The sequence below is a fragment of the Candidatus Vesicomyosocius sp. SY067_SCS001 genome, from assembly GCF_014706615.1.
Classification (GTDB): domain Bacteria; phylum Pseudomonadota; class Gammaproteobacteria; order PS1; family Pseudothioglobaceae; genus Ruthia.
Window position 1 is genome coordinate 605235 of the sequence record NZ_CP054877.1, and the last position, 18278, is coordinate 623512.

Sequence of the window (18278 nt, forward strand, 5' to 3'; positions counted from 1 at the left end):
TTTTAACTACTAAACCAAGTATCTCGTGCAGACTTAGCCTCTTGAAAAAGTTTTTCAAGAGCTTCCGCTTTATTATTTTTAATTAGGTTTGATATCTTTTCTAATGTTTTCTGATAACCCTCAATATGCTTAACAATTTCTTTAGGGTTATTAATACAAATATCACGCCACATTAATGCGTCTGATGAGGCAATACGTGAAAAATCCTTAAACCCCCCTGCTACATAACGACAAGCATATGGATTATTACTGATTAAATAATCCATCAATCCATATGCTAACATATGTGGCAAATGAGATGTCATAGCTAATAAATCATCATGTTTCTTATCAGTCATAATTTCTACTTTAGCACCAAGTTCTTTCCACAAACCACTCAATATAGCTATTGTCTGAATATCTGCACTTTCTGTTGGCGTTAAAACAACGCGTTTATGATTAAACAATCGAGCATCAACTGCTTCAATACCACTTTTTTCTTTGCCAGCAATTGGATGAGCCGGAATAAATTTTGCTGGCATTTGACCAAATACCAATTTTGCAATTTGTATCACACTACCCTTGGTACTACCAACATCAGAAATAATAACCGATTCATCAATATGAGGTTTAATCATCTCTAAAATAGCTTGAAAACTATTTACTGGCGTTGCAATAATAACCATTTGTACCTGTTTGAGAACTTGTGATATATCTAAACTATACTCATCAATAATACCCATTTCTTGTGCTTTTATAAGATGTGACTCTTGTCTAGAAAAACCAATAACAGTTTTAACCTGATTAGTCTGTTTTAGTCCGGCAACAAAAGATCCACCAATCAACCCAACACCAATAATACAAATTCTATCTATCATAAGACTAATTTTAACGCTTCTAAAAAATCATTTGAACTATTCAATGTAATTGAATCAGTGTTAAAGTTTAAATGTTTGATAAGTGATTGCTTTAACTTAAAGCCATTACCATGAGGATAACTGTAAATCTCAAATATAACTTTCTGTATTATAAGTATAACATCTAAAAAATTTTCTTTACTAACAATCCTAGTGATATATTTTAGTCTTAGTTCAATACACAATATAGCAATAGATTTAGTACTTTGGTAAGGTTTTAGAAACTTACCTATTGAACAAATATTCATAGCGAAAATCTTTCAAATAAGAAAGAGTTATGTAAATACGAAAAAGAAAAAACAACCCTATTAAAAATTAATATTTTCATAACCATTAATATGATAATTACCTTATAAAACAGCAACAGGATAAGAACCAAGCACATTAACTTTAAGCACCCTACTAGCTACTTCTGCTAATGCTAGTTTTACTTTTTTATTATCTTTGTGCCCTTCAATATCAATTAAAAACAGATACTCCCACTTAACGCCAGGAATTGGATGCTTTTCCAATTGTATCATATTGATACCTTGTTGTTTAAATGGTTCCAATAAATCACAAAGTGTACCAGACTCATGCTTAATCACAACTAAAAGTGAAGTTTTACCTTCAAAAGAAGTAGAAATATTTTCAAAAGAAGTAGAAATATTTTCTTTACCAAGAATTAAAAAACGAGTAACATTTCCGGCTTTATCTTCAATATTTTTAGCAATTCTTTCTAGACCATACAAGTCTAATGCCACCTCTGAAGCAATTGCAGCAGCACCCGCCTCATCTTTAACAATACAAGCAGCCAATGCATTTGATGCAACTGATTTTAACTCAGTATTTGGATAATTATTATTTAGCCAACGTTGACATTGATTCAATGCTTGAGAATGGGCATAAATAACTGTAATTCCTTGCGACTGATTTGCACTCATTAATTGATGCTGAATTGCAATTTCCACCTCACCACAAATTTTCAAATTCTGAGAATATAACATATCAACCGTTGCACCAATCATGCCATTAGATGAATTCTCAATAGGTACAACACCATAATGCGCATTACCCTTCTCAACTTGATGAAAAATTTCATCAATACTAACACAATCAAGTGTAGATACACTATGTCCAAAATGCTTAAGCGCTGCCTCTTGTGTAAAAGTGCCCTCAGGACCTAAATAAGCAATATTTAAAGGTTGTTCTAATGCAAGACAGGCTGACATAATTTGGCGAAAAATATATGCCATGTCCTTATCTTTTAATAAACTGTTATTTCTTTTAATAATTGAACGTAATACCTGTGCCTCACGTTCAGGTCGGTAAAAAACACTACTATCATCTGATGCTTTTTTCACTTGTGCAACTTTAGCGACTAATTGCGCACGATTACCAATTAGTAATTGGATTTTTTTATCTAATACATCAATTTCATCACGTAGCTCTGACAATGTTCTTTTACCCATACTGTGTCTCTTAAAGGCCTCTAACAGTTAATATGCCTTTTACTTGTTTTAAATTATCAACAATTGAAACCGGAATTTCATGTTCTAAATCAACCAAAGTATAAGCAATATTATCTTTTGATTTGTTAAGCATATCAATAATATTAGCGCTAGTATCTGCAATGGTTGTTGAAATTTGACCAACCATATTGGGAATATTTTTATGGGTAATAGCTAATCTATTTTTACCTGCTCTTGGCATTAATACTTCTGGAAAATTTACCGAATTAGTAATATTACCATTTTCTAAATAATCTCTTATTTGATTTACTACCATAATCGCACAGTTATCTTCAGCCTCTACCGTTGATGCACCTAAATGTGGAAGAGCAATTACTCTATCGTGATCTTTTTTATCATCAATTGGAAAATCAGTTACGTAATACTTAACTTTACCATTATTAAGCGCAACCATTAAAGCCTCTTCATTAACAATACCATCTCTAGCAAAATTAAGAATAGTTGCATCTTCTGGTAATAAGTCGATACGTTCTTTATTTAATAAATTTTTAGTATTTTCAACTAATGGCACATGAAATGAAACAAAATTACTACGTGAAAATAGCTCATCAATACTTAATACCTGTTCTACACCTGATGATAATTTCCATGCACTTTTAATAGTTATCAAAGGATCAAAACCAATAACATTCATTCCCAAAGCATGTGCTGCATTAGCAATTTTTACCCCAATTGCACCTAAACCAACAATTCCTAATGTTTTACCTGGTAGCTCAGAACCAGCATATTTTTTTTTACCTTCTTCAATGGCAGTTTTTAAATTATCAAGTGACAAACAATTAACATAATACCAAGCTTGGCAAATATTACGACTTGCAAGTAACATTGAACTAATAACCAATTCTTTCACTGCATTTGCATTTGCACCTGGTGCATTAAACACAACTACACCCTTATTACTCATTTTATCCAAGGGAATATTATTAACACCTGCACCAGCACGGCCAACAACTTTTAGTTTATCATTAATTTCCATATCATACATTTTTGCACTGCGTACTAAAACTACATCAGGATTACTCATTTTCGAAGAAATTTTATAATTATCTATTGGTAATTTATTTAACCCAATCGAAGAAATATTATTAAGCGTGAGAACTTTAATCATTATGAGTTTTCCTTCTCAAATACTTTCATAAAATTTATTAATTTATTAATTCCCTTTTGGGGCATAGCATTATAAATACTAGCACGCATGCCACCCACACTACGATGACCTTTTAAAGTAATTAAATTATTAATAGCTGCTTTTTCCAAAAATAAACTATTTAGATTTTCATCAGCCAATAAAAATGGAACGTTCATACAAGAACGATATCTTAAGGCTACTGGATTTGAATAAAAATTAGAATCATCAATAACGTCATAGAGTGTTTTTGCTTTAGCTTGGTTAATCTTAGCCATAACGCTCAGTCCACCTTGTTGTTTAAGCCATTCAAACACACGAGATGCCACATACCAAGAATATGTTGATGGCGTGTTATACATTGAATCGTTTTTTGCTTGTGTTGTATAATCAAATAAAATAGGCTGGTTAGCAACTACATTACCAATTAAATCTTCTCTTACAATCACAACTGTCAGTCCTGCAATACCAATATTTTTTTGCGCTCCTGCATAAATCACACCATATTTTGACACATCAACTTCTCGTGATAAAATACTTGATGACATATCAGCAACCAATGGTATATCTACTTCTGGCACATAATCAAATTCTAGACCAGCAATGGTTTCATTAGGAGTATAATGCAAATAAGCACCATCAGAATCAATATTCCAATTTTCAAACACATCAATATCAGTATATTTATTATCTGAACTATTCGTACAAATATTTACATCACAATAACGACTACCTTCAGCAATTGCTTTTTTAGACCAATGACCTGTATATGCATAGTTAGCCTTAGTTTTTCCATGAAGTAAGTTAATCGGTACCATTGAAAATTGAGCCGATGCCCCACCCTGTAAAAATAAAACTTTATAGTGATTAGGAATATTCATCAAATCTCTTAAATCTTGTTCTGATTTTTGAGCCATTGCTATAAAATCTGTACCGCGATGTGAAATTTCCATAATCGATGCTTTAACATCTTCATATTCTAGTAATTCGTCTTGCATTTGTCTTAACACTTGTATTGGTAACATAGCAGGGCCAGCACTAAAGTTATAAACTTGACTCATTTCTTTACAAACTCCTTGTTAATAAAATTTAAAGTCAGATGATTTTATCAGAACCCAGATATTTAGGCTTATCTAATGTTTACCCTATATTATAATTCGTACTTAATTTTGATTATAAAAGTAGGTGAAAATCTTACACTGTCTACGCAACTATATTTTTTACATAATAAATTAGCCTAATACATAGTCTAAAATTATTAACTACATGAAGGATGATATCATTCAAAAAATCTTATTTATATTAACACTTGTCACAAGTCTTAGTATAAATGCAGTTTTAGGACCTATTTCTATTTATCTTAATACTGAATATCGTACCAATAATCCGATTGTAAACTCTATTGTCTCAACATTTAGCTTTAATGAAAATGATATTAATAAAAGATGGGCTAAAAGTTTTTTAGAATTTTTAGCACCTATACCTAATATTAATCTATTAATATACAAGAAATATTCCTGCCATTTTTATTCGCAGCAATAAAGCAAGACATACCTTGGTATTAGCAGATGGTGTTAATATTAATAACATATTCAGTACTGATGGCGCACCTCTAGATATGGTTTATCCACAATATCAATCAATAACATTGAAAAAATTAAAATTATAAAAGACATTGAACTATCAGTTTCTTTAAACACCCAAGACTATCAAATCAATTTTGATCATACTTACGTCAAAAGTGTAGTAAACAATAACAATACACAATAATTTAGAAGATCAAAAAATATAACTAATTTAACGATATAATAAGCAATACACTCAATTTGAGTTATACCTACAAGTAATTAATAAGTCATCTAATTTAGGTATAAGTAAATTAAGGCTTAAAAAATATACGCTGGTTGACCTAATAACCAATTATCATTATAATTAATAAATTAAAAATGTATTAAACAAAAATTGTACAGTTATAGTTATAAATGGTTTTAACCAACAACTAGATAGTACAATAAATTTGATATTAGCTATCGAATCCAATACGAACCTTCAAAGTAAAGACAGTTATTATATCCTGTATTTGCTTAAATAGAACCCAAATATTGATCTTGTTGGGATTCTTACCATAATCAATCAGAGATTTAAATGTATAACAATACACAATAAAAAAATTTCTAATACTGTAATTAATATTAATATTGGTATTAGAGTCAAAATAACTTGTATTTATACTAAATAACTATCCAATAATCTTACAGAATATAATTTTATTAAAACACTATTAAATATATTACTAAATAAAACTGATTACTATGGAAAAAATAACAATCTCTATACTTTTGTACATGACTACACAAAAATTTAACCAACTAATTAACCTTAAAAAGGTGCAATCATAAAACACAATGATTTTATCTTTACCAATTTGCTATAATAAAGTACATTCACAGGATATAAAAATATGATAAATAAAATCCACAAAACAAAGACTATCTTTGCTATTTTTATTATGGTTATTTTAATAATTATCACTCGTGGTAATACGAACTGGCAGTCATCAATTATTCACCTGCCAGATTTTACTATTCCTGCTTTATTTATTGCAGGTGTTTATTTACGTACATTTTGGACAGCAATAGTGATTATTATAAGCGCCATTGCTATTGATAATTATGCAATTATCCACAAAGGTGTCAGTGCAAATTGTATTACTCCTGCTTATAGTATTTTACTACTTACTTATTATGGTATTTTTTGGGTAGGAAAATACCTAACAACACTTAAAATTGACCATAATATTATTAAGAACGCATTAATCATTATTATTGCTTCAATTACTCAATGGTTTATTGCTACCGCTAGTTACTTTGCATTTACCACATCATTTTGGAGAGAATTTAGCTTATACATTGCTCATTGGTCAATTATTGAGATTCCATTGATATTATATTGGATGATTGCTATTTATAGTATTTTTACACTCAATCATCGCTACTTAATAATACATTCTTTCTCAACACGGAAAGATTAAAGGTTCGTGGTAGAAAATCAATATAAAGCTCGCATGAAACGTAAAAAATTTTATATTAATACTCGCATAAAACAAGCTAATATTGACAAAGGTATTATTATTATTTTAACAGGTAACGGAAAAGGTAAATCATCATCCGCACTGGGAATGGTTTGTCGTGCATTAGGTTATAATATGAAAGTTGCCATTGCTAAATTTTTAAAAGGATCACAAATCACAGGTGAAGACATGTTCTTAGCCAAACAACCTAACGTACAAACCACACATATGAAAACAGGTTTTACTTGGGACACGCAAGACAAAGCATTTGATACAGATATGGCACAGGAAACTTGGAGCAAAGCCGAACAATATTTAAACGATGATTCAATTAATTTGGTTGTACTTGACGAACTTACTTATATGATTAGTTACCAATATCTTTATGAAGTACAAATTATCAACACTTTAAACAATCGCCCTAAACAACAACACGTAATAATTACTGGTAGAGTTGCCTCTCAAAAATTAATTGAACTTGCCGATACAGTAAGTGAAATTAAAGACATTAAACACGCTTTTAGAGCAAATATTAAAGCCCAAAAAGGCATAGAACTTTAATAAAAACATATTAAATTAAAATTAGCCATCTAAATAAACTGGATATTTAGCACAAAGACTAACGACTTTTCCTCTAACCTTATAAATCACTTCTTGATTCCCTAAATCATCACAAATATCGCACATCCAAGATGCTAAATCAGAACAATCAATTTTATTGAATCCACGTGTTGTCACCGATGGCGTACCTATACGAATACCACTAGTTACAAAAGGAGGATTTGGGTCGTTTGGAACTGCATTCATATTAACCGTAATATACGCACTATGTAAAGCAGTACCCACTGCTTTACCTGTTAATCCTTGATCAATAAAACTTACTAGGAATAAATGATTATCCGTACCACCTGAAACTACATCGAATCCACGTTTAATAAATGTATTAGCCATCACTTGTGCATTAATCTTTACTTGTTTCTGATAAGTCTTGTATTCATCACTCATAGCTTCTTTAAAACTCACTGCTTTAGCAGCAATAACATGCATAAGTGGGCCACCCTGGATACCAGGGAAAATAGCAGCATTAAGTTTCTTTTCCATTGTCTTGTTAGACTTGGCTAAAATTAACCCACCCCTGGGGCCACGAAGTGTTTTATGCGTAGTTGTAGTGGTTACATCAGCAATTGCAACTGGTGATGGATATTCACCAGTTGCAATCAAACCAGCAACATGCGCCATATCAACCATTAAATAAGCACAAACACTATCTGCAATTTGTCTAAAACGTTGCCAATCAACCATACGTGAATACGCTGAAAAACCAGCAATAATCATTTTAGGCTTATACCTTTTTGCTAAGATTTCAACTTGCTTATAATCAATCTTACCCGTTTTTTGATTCAAACCATATTGAATAGAATTAAAATTTTTACCAGAAAACGAAGGCGTAGCACCATGTGTTAAATGTCCACCATGTGCTAAACTCATGCCTAAAATTGTATCTCCAGGTACTAACAACGCTTGAAAAACCGCAGCATTCGCCTGAGAACCAGAATGCGGCTGGACATTCGCATAATCCGCACCAAATAATATTTTGGCACGATCAATCGCTATTTGTTCAATTATGTCAACATATTCACACCCATCATAATAACGTTTACAAGGGTATCCTTCAGCATACTTATTAGTCAGTTGTGAACCTTGCGCCTCCATCACTGCAGATGAAGTATAATTTTCACTGGCAATCAGCTCAATCTGTGTTTCTTGTCTAGCCTCTTCCAAAACAATCGCTTTATAGATTTCAGAATCTACTTTAGCTAATGTTTGAGATTTATCGAACATAATTTTCCTTATAATATAATGTTTAGAACTGAAACAGTTTATTTTAATACACAAACATAAATAAAGAATAAATAATTATTCTTAAATTCAGATTCTAAATGCAATTATTTATTAGTTAATATCATATAAAACATATGATTTAGGGGTCAAAGAAAATACTAAGCACAATGTACTAATAACTAATTATTTAGTAGATATTTAACCAACATGGCAAACACTTTTTATCATTAATAATAAAATCAAAAAAGTAATATAGAAGGAAAGATATCAATTATTACCAATAAGGTATTATATTCTACTCATATTTTTTTTTGCAAACTTCATGCTAACAAACAACAGAACAAACTTAGTATACGAAATAGAATTTTGAAAACCAAAAATAATTAATTATTTAACATAAGTATCATCACTATATTAGACTATATAAAGTTAATCGCTAATACGAGCACTTACATCTAAAATAAATAACCCACTAAGTCTATATTTATTCACACTATTTTTTGAATTTATCGGGACGACAGGATTTGAACCTGTGACCACCACACCCCCAGTGTGGTACGCTACCATACTGCGCTACACCCCGTGAGAACAAATTTTACAAGATTCGTCTTTATTTATTTTAATTTTTTTAAAAGAAAGATCTAAGGTATCAATTAACATTAATTTTCCCACTAATTGTTCACCTAAATTTAACAAAACTTTAATAGCTTGCAAAGCTTGTAATGAGCCAATTATTCCTGTAACAGGTGATAATATGCCATTTCTGGTACAATTATCATCAGAATTTCCTTCAATTGAATATAAACACTGATAGCAAGGTTTTGTTTGGTTATAGCCTTGAAATACAGATAACTGTCCCTCAAAACGAATGACTGCTGCTGATACAAGTGGCGTTCTTTGCATTACGCAAGATTTGTTAATTTTAAATCGAATATCAAAATTATCTGTGCCATCTAAAACTACATCAACTTTAGCTACCCAATAATTCAGATTATTTTGACTTAGTTTTCCAATCGTAGTAACTTTTATATTAGGATTAATAGCAAGTATCTTATCTTTGGCAGAATTTACTTTTGTTCTACCAATATCATCTGTGAAATGAATAATTTGCCGTTGTAAGTTTGATAATTCAACTTTATCAGAATCAGCAATAATTAAATGTCCAATACCAGCAGAGGCTAAATATAATGCACTGGGCGAACCTAAACCACCCATACCAATTAGTAATAACGTAGAATCTTTTAGAACTTGTTGCCCTTTAATGCTGATTTGAGGTAATAATATTTGGCGAGAATATCTAAGTAATTCTTGATCGTTCATTGGCTAAAGTATTTATCTAATTTAGGTTTGATTAGCATTTGACAATAGGGTTTTGATAAGTTGTTATTAAAATAATTTTGATGATAATCTTCAGCTGGATAAAAACAGTCTAGTTTTGTAACCTGAGTTACAATATTATTACTCATAAGATTAATCATATTAATTGCTTGGAATTGTTGTTTATTATTGATATAAAAAATAGCAGAACGATATTGAGTACCACAGTCATTGCCTTGTTGGTTTAATGTGGTGGGATCATGAATTTCAAAGAAAACATCTAACAATGCTTTAAAAGATATTTTAAACTCGTCAAACTCTATTTTGACTACCTCAGCATGTCCAGTTACTCCTAAACAAATATCTTGATAAGTGGGATTACTCGTATTCCCATTACAATAACCAGAAGTGAGTTTAATAATCCCCTCAATGCGTTGAAAAATTGCTTCAACACACCAAAAACATCCACCAGAAAAGTAGGCAGTTTGCATGTATAATTTTCCATTTTATGAATTAAAATAATTCGCAACTTAACAAAAGCAAAAAATAAAGTATATTCTTAGACATTATTATAAGACTTAATAATATTGGTAATTTTATTACTAAGCAATATATAAGTAATATTATAACTAAATACTATGTGTAGCATAAATTATACGAAATAATAAAAAATATAAGTGAAAAATAGATTTAACCACAAAAAAGTAATTCCTATAAATTTTAATAAAAACTAAAATAAATATGCTTGGCGAGAATGACTCATTATTTTTGATTATAATAATAAATTATAATCAAATATTAAAGACATGCTTAAAAGACTTGTTAAATTTTTAAAAAACAACCATCCAGATGCTAATATTGAAGAATATTTAGATGCAAAATATATTCAACTTAATAACCTTCAGCTTAAACAAATTGCCAATGCGCTAAATAATGGCAAATTAAGTATAAAGCCTGCATCAAATTGCAATGCAAATCATTTTATTTTTCATATTGGCTCAACCTTTATTTTACTACAAAAAGATACAACAAATACAAGTAAAGCCTATCAAGTAGAACTTTCTTGGGAAACTGACTTTTTATCGATTAGATCTAGAGACAAAACCAAAGGTTTTTATTTTATAAATTTTGAATTTGATAACAATTACAATACAACCCTACAAAAAACAAAAAAAACCATTAAAGGTCATATTAATAATACTGTTAAAAATCAAGAAATTATTGACAAAATAATGCCAATATTAAAAGGATTTATGTCGGCTATTACAGACTAGTTAGTAATTCTAAATAGTCTGTAATAAAATTGATGAATTCCTAATACCATAACTGACACTGTCAACTATTACAAATTAATAACAAAGTATACTATAGTTTGAAGAGTATTCATCTTTTTGAGTAGCTAATTTAAGCTTTGGTCCTGATTTAAACACTACTACTCTCCTAGCTGAAATTTCAACTATTTCACCAGTCTTAGGGTTTCTACCTACTCTAGAAGATTTCTCTCTTATGATAAAATTACCAAAACTAGATAGTTTTACTGACTCTCCAGAAGCTAATGTTTGTTTTATTTGATCAAAAAAATCATGCGTGATTGATAATGCTTGAACATGAGTTATGTTCAAGCTTTTTACTAATACGTTAGCAATATCTTTTTTGGTAACTGACATTATCTGAGAATAGCTGAATATTTAGTGTGCATCAATGCCAAAACTTCATCAACTTTAATATTCAGTTGTGCTTCTGTCAGTGTCCCCTCTAGTGATTGATAAATTAAACTAAGTGCAACGCTTTTCTTCCCTAATTTAATACCCTCACCTATATAAACATCAAACAAGATAACATCAATAAAATACTGCTGCTGCATAGCCTTAACACTTTGAATTAATTTAGCTACAGGTACAACATCATCGAGTACTAAAGCAATGTCACGCCTAGATTGTTGATATGATGAAAATACTTTATATTTAACGATATTACGTGATTTTATACTGGCTAAATCAATTTCAAATAAATAACAGTCAGGTAATGATAACTGTTTTTGAACAATCGGTGATAATGCACCTATCCAACCTACTTGCTCACCATTTAATATAATTTTAGCTGTTTGTCCTTTTTGCAAAGCTGTATGTTCTTCTGATTCAAAATAAAATTCAGAACCTGTTAACACTAATAGTGATTCCAAATCAGCCTTAATATCAAAAAAATCTAAGGACTGTAAATTCGCTGCCCACTGTGCAGAAAAACGATTACCTGTCACAATAGCGGCTAACTTATTAGATTGTTCATCTACTTCAATGCCATCAAAACATAAACCAATCTCAAAAAACCTAGCATCTGTATGCTTTCGCCTTTGATTAGATTCTACTGTTTGTAACAAACCTGGTATAAGCGATGAGCGCATGATTGACATATCAACTGAAATTGGATTTGAAAGTCTAATTTTTCTTGCGTCTGGACTGATTAAATTCTGATATTTTTCAGAAATAAAGCTATAAGTAATAATCTCTTGATAACCGCGATTAACCAAGCTTTGAGTAATATCATATTGATTAATATCAACTTCTGAAGAAGAATTAATATTGGCTTCTAAAGACAATTTTTGTACAGGTAAATTATCATAACCATAAAGCCTTGCCAATTCTTCAATTAAATCAGCAGGAATACGAATATCAAATCTAAAACTTGGTGGAATAATAGTCCATGAATTATTGGTTTGTTGTGATATTTCAAACCCAAGATTAGTAAATTTTTGCTCAATCCATTTTGCATCTAACTCAAGACCTAAAATATTTTTAATTTTCTCTTGATTAATGGTTATTGGTTTCAGTTTTGGTAATGCACTTTTATCAATACAGGCGCTAATTTTACTTGCTTGACCACCACAAATTTTAACAATAAGTTGTGTAGCACGATCCATTGCCAACTCGGTCATATTAAAATCCACACCACGCTCAAAACGTAAGGATGAATCAGTATGCAAACCATAGCTTCTAGCATTTCCTGAAATAGATACCAATTCAAAAAAAGCACTTTCTAACAATATGTTAGTAGAATTATTTTGAGTAGAACTTGACATGTTACCCATAACCCCTGCAATAGAAAGCACCAAATTACTATCAGCAACGACCAAAATATCTTCCTTTAGCTTTATCGTAGTTCCGTTCAATAATTCAATATGTTCATCACATTTTGCCATTCTAACTTCAATATTACCTTTTAACTTTGATAAATCAAATGCATGCATTGGTTGACCTAACTCTAATAAAACAAAGTTTATAATATCCACCACAGGTGTATGAAGCTGTTGACCAGAATATACTAATTTATCAGCCATCCACTTAGGTGTTTTAACTGTATTATCGATATTCTCAATACTTCTTGTTAAATACTTTGGGCAGGCTTTCGTATCAACAACACTAGTACTAATGGCACAATCACCTTGTGCAAGCGTTTCAAATACTGGTAAATTAAAAGCCAAATTATAATTAGCACTCACTTCGCGGGCAATGCCTAGAACTGAAAAACAATCACCACGATTAGGTGTAATATTTAATTCAATTATATAATTATCAAAGTTTAAATATTCCCTAATATCTTTTCCAATAGGTGCATTATCTTCAAGCTCAACAATACCTTGTGATAAATCAGACATACCTAATTCAAATTCTGAGCAAATTATACCAAATGACTTAACACCTCGAAGGTTGACTATTTTAACCTCTAAACCATTTAGTAACTGAGAGCCAACCATAGCGACAATCACTTTCAATCCTGAACGAATATTCTCAGCACTACAAATAATTTGTAAATTTTTTTCTTCACCTACATCTACTTGACACAAATTTAATTTATCAGCATAAGGATGTTTATTATAAGATACGACATTACCTACCACTACAACACCTTTAAAAGCTAGTACAATAGGTGTAATACTATTGACCTCAAGTCCTACCATGGTTAAATACTCTACTAATATTCTATCAGATACGTTTGGATTTACCCACTCACGTAACCAATTTGACAAGATATTCATCTAAATTGCCTCAAAAAACGATTATCATTTTCAAAAAAAAGGCGCAAATCATTCACACTATAACGCAACATTGACAAACGTTCGATTCCTATCCCAAATGCTAACCCAGTATAGACATCTGGGTCAATATTGACTGATGACAACACATTAGGATGAACAACACCACACCCTAATACTTCAAGCCAACCCGTCTTTTTACAAACTCGACAGCCTGCTCCAGCACACATAACACATTCAATATCAGCTTCTGCAGACGGCTCAGTGAATGGAAAATATGAAGGACGAAAACGTACTTTCAATACTTCTTTTTCAAAGTAAGTACGCAATAAATCAATTAATAAACCCTTAAGTTGCGCAAAATTTGCATGTTTATCAACAATTAAACCTTCGATTTGATGAAACATAGGGGTATGTGTAATGTCTGAATCAAAACGGTAAACCCGACCAGATGTAATAATACGCACTGGTGGATTTTGTTTTTCTAGTGTGCGAATTTGAACAGGTGAGGTGTGAGTTCTTAATACCGTTTTTTTATCAATATAAAACGTATCATGCATGGTACGAGCTGGATGATGTTTAGGAATGTTAAGTGCGGTAAAATTATGAAAATCATCTTCTATTTCAGGGCCTATAACTATTTCAAATCCATTTTTTATAAATATGGACTGAATACGATTAAGCGTTATTGTGATTGGGTGTAGACCACCCATTTCAGCATGTCTACCTGGCAAAGATACGTCAATTTTTTCTGCTAATAAGCGTTTTTCTAATACAACAAGTTCTAGATAATTTTTTTTATCAGTTAATAACGTTTGTATGTTAACTTTCACCTGATTTATAGCCTCTCCCATTTTAGGACGTTGCTCTTTTGAAAGCTTTCCCAGGTTTTTTAACAAAAAAGTTACCTCACCTTTTTTACCTAAAAAACTAACTCTTAAATCTTCAAGTTCTTGTAGGTTCTGTATTTTTTCAATAGAGATTTTAGCTCTACCAAGAATAGCATCTATCAAATCACTAACCAAATTATTGACATATCAAGTGCACTATTTACCTACCAGTTGAATTTCCTTCAACAGTCCGTATATAAAACAGTAGATACTTTATCTCTATCATCATACTGCACTTACCACAATAATAACATCTAAAGTTATACCAATAGCAGTATAGTCCCTCCTATAGCTTGATAAACTGATAATTTAATAGCCTTACTAGAAGTAATACACCCTTCCTTGCTAGCATACTAAATAATTGATCAGTTCCAAAATAAGAATACTTATTTTTAATTTTTTATCTTGAGTTAATTTATAACTGACAAGACGATAAAATAAAACAAATAATACTATCCATAATATATTCTACATCTAGTTCTTATTGTTATATTAATATTATACAGATAAAGCAAGTTTTACTTGGTCTACAATTTTTGCAAATGCTACTTTATCAAAAATAGCAATATCTGATAAAACTTTACGGTCAATTTTAATTCCTGCTTTACTCATACCATCAATCATTCTTGAATAACTTAAACCATTATTACGCGCTTCAGCATTAATACGCACAATCCAAAGTCTGCGAAATTGACGTCGTCTTTGACGACGATCCCGATATGCATATTGTCCTGCTTTAATAATAGCCTGTTTAGCAATACGATACACTTTTGAACGAGCGCCATAATAACCCTTAGCTTTCTTTAAAATTTTTTTATGTTTAGCGTGCGCTTGCACACCTCTTGATACTCTTGCCATTTTTTATACTCTTTAACTATACGGTAACATTTTACGAACCATTGGAATATCTACTTTCTCAATAGAGTCTGGTGCGCGCAAACTACGTTTTCTAGAAGTACTCTTTTTAGTCAAAATATGACGTAAATGAGAGTGTTTACATTTATAACCACCACTGGCAGTTTTTTTGAAGCGCTTTGCAGCGCCTTTATTAGTTTTTAATTTCGGCATTATTTACTCCTTTTTTAGCCCTATCAAGCTTTTGTATTGTAAGACTTTTTAGTCTTACTTTTTCTTTGATTTAGGTGCCAGCATCATGCCAAGCTGACGACCTTCCATTTTTGCCTTTTGTTCAACATTAGCAAAATCTTCTGTATCTTTCTCTATTCTATCTAGCATTTTCATGCCTAATTCCTTATGTTGCATCTCACGACCACGAAACCAAATACCAACTTTAACTTTATCCCCATTATCTAGGAACTTGACTACATTTCTAAATTTAATTTGATAATCACTCTCTTCGGTACCTGGACGATATTTAATAGTTTTAACTGTATTCCTCTTTTGTTTCTTTTTAGCTTCTTTCCTTTGTTGCTTTAATTCATAAAGAAACTTACCAAAATCCATAATTTTACAAACAGGCGGTTTGGCATTAGGAGAAACTTCTACTAAATCTAGATCAGACTGAATTGCTTCTTGCTTCGCAATATCAGTACTAACGATACCAATCTGCGAGCCTTTAGCGTCAATTAATCGAACTTTTGTTACCCTAATGGCGTCATTAATTCGAGTTTTTACTTTATTTGGTTTTTTAATAATGTCTCCTGGTTTACTTTTTTTATAAACGTTCCAACGCTCATTGCACCTAAATCCTTTCCACCACGTTGTCGTACTGAAACTTGACCTTTCTCCATTTCACGATTACCAACCACTAAAATATAAGGATAACGTTGTAGTGAATGCTCGCGTATTTTAAAGCTTACCTTCTCATTTCGCAAGTCTGAAATAACTCTAAGTCCTTGTTTTTTTAACTTTTTAACAATATCTACAATAAAATTTGCTTGTTTTTCAGAAATATTGATAATAACCGCCTGAATAGGTGATAGCCAACAAGGGTACGCACCCTCATAATGTTCAATTAAAATACCTAAAAATCGTTCTAATGAACCCATAATGGCACGATGCAATATAACTGGAGTTTGCTTTACACTATTTTCATCAACAAATTGTGCACCTAAACGTTTTGGCATAGAAAAATCAACCTGCAAGGTGCCACATTGCCACTGCCTATCTAAACAATCCTTTAATATAAATTCAATTTTAGGACCGTAAAATGCACCTTCTCCTTCTTGTAACTCCCATACAATATTCTTAGCATTTAACGCTTCTGCCAATGCTATCTCAGATTTATCCCAGATTTCATTAGAACCAACCCGCTTTTCAGGTCGAGTAGATAACTTGATATTAATATTTTCAAATCCAAAATATTTATAGACATTAAATGTTAAATCAATAAAAGTTAAGACCTCACCTTGAATTTGTTCAGGTGTACAAAAAATATGCCCATCATCTTGTACAAAATTACGCACACGCATAATACCATGTAATGTACCTGAAGGTTCATTACGATGGCATGAGCCAAACTCTGCTAGACGTAACGGTAAATCACGATAAGACTTTAAACCTTGATTATAAATTTGAATGTGTGCAGGACAATTCATAGGTTTCACTACATAATAACGATCACCACTATTGGTGGTAAACATAGCATCACCAAATTTATCCCAATGCCCTGACTTTTCCCAAAGACTTTTATCAATTAATTGTGGTGTATGTACCTCTTGATAACCATTATCTCTGAAAATACCACGCATATATTGTTCAACCAATTGATATAAGATCCAACCCTTGGCATGCCAAAAAACCATACCAGGAGTCTCTTCTTCTATGTGGAATAGATCTTGAGATTTTCCAATTTTACGATGATCTCGTCTCGCAACTTCTTCTAACTTATGTAAATATACTTTTAAATCTTGTTCATTTCCCCAAGCCGTACCATACACACGCTGTAACATTTCATTACTAGAATCACCACGCCAATAAGCACCCGCCAATTTCATCAACTTAAAGTTCTTAAGTTTAGCAGTTGAAGGTACATGCGGTCCACGACAAAGGTCAATAAAATCGCCTTGCTTATACAAAGATAGTATTTGATTAGCAGGAATTGACTCAATAATTTGAACCTTGTAATACTCGCCCTTATCTTTAAAAAACTGTAATGTCTCATCACGACTCATTTCAAATCTTTCAATCTTAAGATTTTGCTTAACCAATTTGTGCATATTCTTTTCAATCTTAATTAAATCAGCTTCTAAAAAGCCATTTTTATAAGCAAAATCATAATAAAAGCCATTGTCAATTACAGGACCAATCGTCACCTGTGCATCTGGATACAGCATCTGAGTAGCTTGTGCCAATAAATGCGCTGTAGAATGGCGAATAATCTCAAGCCCTTGATCATCATTTGTCGTAATAATCGCAAGATTAGCATCCGTTTTAATTAAAAACGAAGTACTAACCAATTCGCCATCAACCTCACCAGCTAATGCAGCTTTAACCAAACCTATAGACTTTGCTACTTGCTCAACACTAACTACTTGTTCAAATATTTTTTGGGTTCCATCTGGCAGAGTAATAATTGGCATTACAAGAATATAAATCTAAAAAATAAAAAACTAAATTTTACCTTGATAATACTC

17 protein-coding genes and 1 tRNA gene are annotated in these 18278 nt (G+C 31.3%); 3 read left to right on the top strand and 15 right to left on the bottom strand.

Going from position 1 to position 18278, the window contains the following annotated elements; genetic code table 11:
• Positions 1-2: 2 nt before the first annotated feature.
• The 4 genes from HUW60_RS05070 to serC all read right to left on the bottom strand — a co-directional run bounded on the left by HUW60_RS05070 (position 3) and on the right by serC (position 4594).
• The gene (locus HUW60_RS05070) at positions 3-857 is read right to left on the bottom strand and encodes a prephenate dehydrogenase (protein ID WP_190600053.1); all 855 of its coding nucleotides are present in this window, start codon (positions 855-857) and stop codon (positions 3-5) included.
• Between the two features lie 389 nt (positions 858-1246).
• Entirely contained in the window at positions 1247-2347 is a 1101-nt protein-coding gene (pheA, locus tag HUW60_RS02905; RefSeq protein WP_190600054.1) for a prephenate dehydratase, read from the bottom strand.
• A 10-nt stretch (positions 2348-2357) separates the two neighbouring features.
• Positions 2358-3515 (bottom strand): phosphoglycerate dehydrogenase, encoded by a 1158-nt coding sequence (locus HUW60_RS02910; RefSeq protein WP_190600055.1) that lies wholly within the window; start codon positions 3513-3515, stop codon positions 2358-2360.
• Positions 3515-4594, bottom strand: coding sequence for a 3-phosphoserine/phosphohydroxythreonine transaminase (serC, locus tag HUW60_RS02915; protein WP_190600056.1), 1080 nt, complete (start codon positions 4592-4594; stop codon positions 3515-3517). The genes HUW60_RS02910 and serC overlap by 1 nt, the downstream gene beginning before the upstream one ends.
• 1400 nt (positions 4595-5994) lie before the next feature.
• Here serC and HUW60_RS02920 point away from each other — a divergent pair.
• On the top strand, positions 5995-6564 hold the full coding sequence (locus tag HUW60_RS02920) for a hypothetical protein (RefSeq protein ID WP_190600057.1): 570 nt from the start codon (positions 5995-5997) through the stop codon (positions 6562-6564).
• A 6-nt stretch (positions 6565-6570) separates the two neighbouring features.
• On the top strand, positions 6571-7164 hold the full coding sequence (gene cobO / locus HUW60_RS02925; protein WP_190600058.1) for a cob(I)yrinic acid a,c-diamide adenosyltransferase: 594 nt from the start codon (positions 6571-6573) through the stop codon (positions 7162-7164).
• 21 nt (positions 7165-7185) lie between these two features.
• Here cobO and glyA read toward each other — a convergent pair whose 3' ends face one another.
• The 4 genes from glyA to msrA all read right to left on the bottom strand — a co-directional run bounded on the left by glyA (position 7186) and on the right by msrA (position 10253).
• Entirely contained in the window at positions 7186-8445 is a 1260-nt protein-coding gene (gene glyA / locus HUW60_RS02930; protein ID WP_190600059.1) for a serine hydroxymethyltransferase, read from the bottom strand.
• A 509-nt stretch (positions 8446-8954) separates the two neighbouring features.
• A tRNA-Pro gene (locus HUW60_RS02935) sits at positions 8955-9028 on the bottom strand.
• Complete coding sequence (locus tag HUW60_RS02940; protein WP_190600060.1) at positions 9019-9765, bottom strand: HesA/MoeB/ThiF family protein; 747 nt, start codon at positions 9763-9765, stop codon at positions 9019-9021. The genes HUW60_RS02935 and HUW60_RS02940 overlap by 10 nt, the downstream gene beginning before the upstream one ends.
• Complete coding sequence (msrA, locus tag HUW60_RS02945; protein WP_190600061.1) at positions 9762-10253, bottom strand: peptide-methionine (S)-S-oxide reductase MsrA; 492 nt, start codon at positions 10251-10253, stop codon at positions 9762-9764. The genes HUW60_RS02940 and msrA overlap by 4 nt, the downstream gene beginning before the upstream one ends.
• A 315-nt stretch (positions 10254-10568) precedes the next feature.
• Here msrA and HUW60_RS02950 point away from each other — a divergent pair, with 315 nt between their 5' ends.
• Positions 10569-11036, top strand: coding sequence for a hypothetical protein (locus HUW60_RS02950; RefSeq protein ID WP_190600062.1), 468 nt, complete (start codon positions 10569-10571; stop codon positions 11034-11036).
• 75 nt (positions 11037-11111) lie between these two features.
• Here the strand turns inward: HUW60_RS02950 and HUW60_RS02955 are convergent, their stop codons facing one another.
• From HUW60_RS02955 to thrS, 7 genes are all read right to left on the bottom strand, one after another.
• A complete protein-coding gene (locus HUW60_RS02955; RefSeq protein WP_190600063.1) occupies positions 11112-11429 on the bottom strand; it encodes an integration host factor subunit alpha in 318 nt (105 codons plus the stop codon).
• A complete protein-coding gene (gene pheT, locus HUW60_RS02960; protein ID WP_190600064.1) occupies positions 11429-13795 on the bottom strand; it encodes a phenylalanine--tRNA ligase subunit beta in 2367 nt (788 codons plus the stop codon). Before pheT ends, HUW60_RS02955 begins: the two co-directional genes overlap by 1 nt.
• Positions 13792-14805: a phenylalanine--tRNA ligase subunit alpha gene (gene pheS, locus HUW60_RS02965; RefSeq protein ID WP_190600065.1), complete on the bottom strand. Its 1014-nt coding sequence runs from the start codon at positions 14803-14805 to the stop codon at positions 13792-13794. The genes pheT and pheS overlap by 4 nt, the downstream gene beginning before the upstream one ends.
• Before the next feature lie 375 nt (positions 14806-15180).
• Positions 15181-15540, bottom strand: a complete 360-nt coding sequence (rplT, locus tag HUW60_RS02970; RefSeq protein WP_190600066.1) for a 50S ribosomal protein L20 — start codon at positions 15538-15540, stop codon at positions 15181-15183.
• A 12-nt stretch (positions 15541-15552) separates the two neighbouring features.
• Positions 15553-15750, bottom strand: a complete 198-nt coding sequence (rpmI, locus tag HUW60_RS02975) for a 50S ribosomal protein L35 (RefSeq protein WP_011929978.1) — start codon at positions 15748-15750, stop codon at positions 15553-15555.
• A gap of 54 nt (positions 15751-15804) precedes the next feature.
• A complete protein-coding gene (gene infC / locus HUW60_RS02980; protein WP_190600873.1) occupies positions 15805-16338 on the bottom strand; it encodes a translation initiation factor IF-3 in 534 nt (177 codons plus the stop codon).
• On the bottom strand, positions 16314-18224 hold the full coding sequence (gene thrS / locus HUW60_RS02985; protein WP_190600067.1) for a threonine--tRNA ligase: 1911 nt from the start codon (positions 18222-18224) through the stop codon (positions 16314-16316). The genes infC and thrS overlap by 25 nt, the downstream gene beginning before the upstream one ends.
• Positions 18225-18278: the final 54 nt, after the last annotated feature.